The organism is Campylobacter sp. CNRCH_2007_0968H, assembly GCF_025773245.1.
GTDB classification, from domain to species: Bacteria; Campylobacterota; Campylobacteria; order Campylobacterales; family Campylobacteraceae; genus Campylobacter_D; species Campylobacter_D lari_D.
Genome location: NZ_JAKMTQ010000039.1, coordinates 1 through 1540, shown reverse-complemented (window position 1 = coordinate 1540; position 1540 = coordinate 1). Strand labels below are relative to the sequence as shown.

Annotated in this window: 1 protein-coding gene; it reads left to right on the top strand. The window is 24.7% G+C overall.

The window, feature by feature from the left end:
* Positions 1-28: 28 nt before the first annotated feature.
* A partial coding sequence (vgrG, locus tag L8Y18_RS08510; RefSeq protein ID WP_147575767.1) for a type VI secretion system tip protein VgrG occupies positions 29-1540 on the top strand: 1512 nt, incomplete at its 3' end.

Sequence of the window (1540 nt, the reverse complement as noted above, 5' to 3'; positions counted from 1 at the left end):
AATCCCAATACCAACAAAGGTTTTTTTAATGAATACAAACAACTCTTATCTTAATTTAAAAATTAACAAACTTGATTTTAAAATCACAAAAGCCATTATAAAAGAAAGCTTGGATCAGATCTTTTTATGTGAATGTGAAGGTTTTTATGAAAATATCAATAATGATATTTTTAGTGATGATAATATTGAATTTAATCCTAATATGCTTATTGATAAAGAAGCTTCACTTATAATTAAAAATCCTTATGAAAACAAAAAGATAGACTTTTCAACTAATATTGATATGATTTATCGGGGAATAATATCTTATGTTGACTATTTAGGTGTTAATCAAGGCAGTGCTAGCAATATTGTAAAAGAAAATTTTAAACAATTAAACCATAAACATTTTTTTAAGTTTAACTTGCATTCTCCTTTAATAAGACTTGATTTTAATAAAGCAAATCGTATTTATACTCATACAAACATAATAGAAGTAATTAAACAAACCTTAGCCTATTATAACACCAAGCTAAATAAAAACATTGATTTTTCTAATATTCATCATATATATGAAACTAAAGAATTGATTTCTCAATACAATGAAAGTGATTTAGAATTTATCACAAGATTAGCACACAATCATGGTATTTATTTTTATGAAGATAAAGATAATATTTATTTTTATGATTTTTATACTCATAAAGGCAAAATAAAAGATATAGTTTTTAATCCTAATATCAACAACCATCTTAATGAAACTTGTATTTACGCACTAAATAAAGAAAAACAAATACAAACTAATGCTTTTACTCATTCTAGTAATAATTCCAAACAACCTTTAAGTTTATATTCCTTAAGCACTAAAGCACAAAATGCCAATACACATTATAATGAGCATTCTTATGAAAGTGAGTATTCCTTTACACAAAATATTAATTTAAAACAATCCCCTACCCTAAAAGAAAAAAGAAACACTATGCTTAATAATATACTAAAAGCAAAAAGCAATATTTATCATCTTAGTTTAAATGAAAGTATTAAAATTAATATTCAAGAAGAAACCACCAAAGAATATACCATTATAGCAAAAGAACAAATTTTAATTGATGATGCTATTTTAGCTAATACTATCAATACCAATGATAATTTAAATATTAAAGACTTAAATCTAAGCAAATCTTATACAAATAATTTAACCCTTACCCCATCTTTTTTAACCTTTACACCTAGTTTTAAATCCAAACCAAAACCTCCAATTAATACCATGGGTATAGTTATAGGAGAAGATTCTAATATAGAAAATCAAAGAAATACCATATATACAGATGAATATGGAAGAGTAAAAGTAAGGATTAATCTTTATGCTAATCAAGAAGAATTAGATAATAAAACAAACATGTATCACCATAGTCCATTCTTAAGAGTAGCTAGTAATGTAGCAAGCAATCATTCAGGTTTTTACCATACACCTAGAATAGGAGATGAAGTTATTATTTCATTTTTAGATGATGATATAGACAAGCCTTTTATTAGTGGGAGTTTGTATAATGGGGTGAAT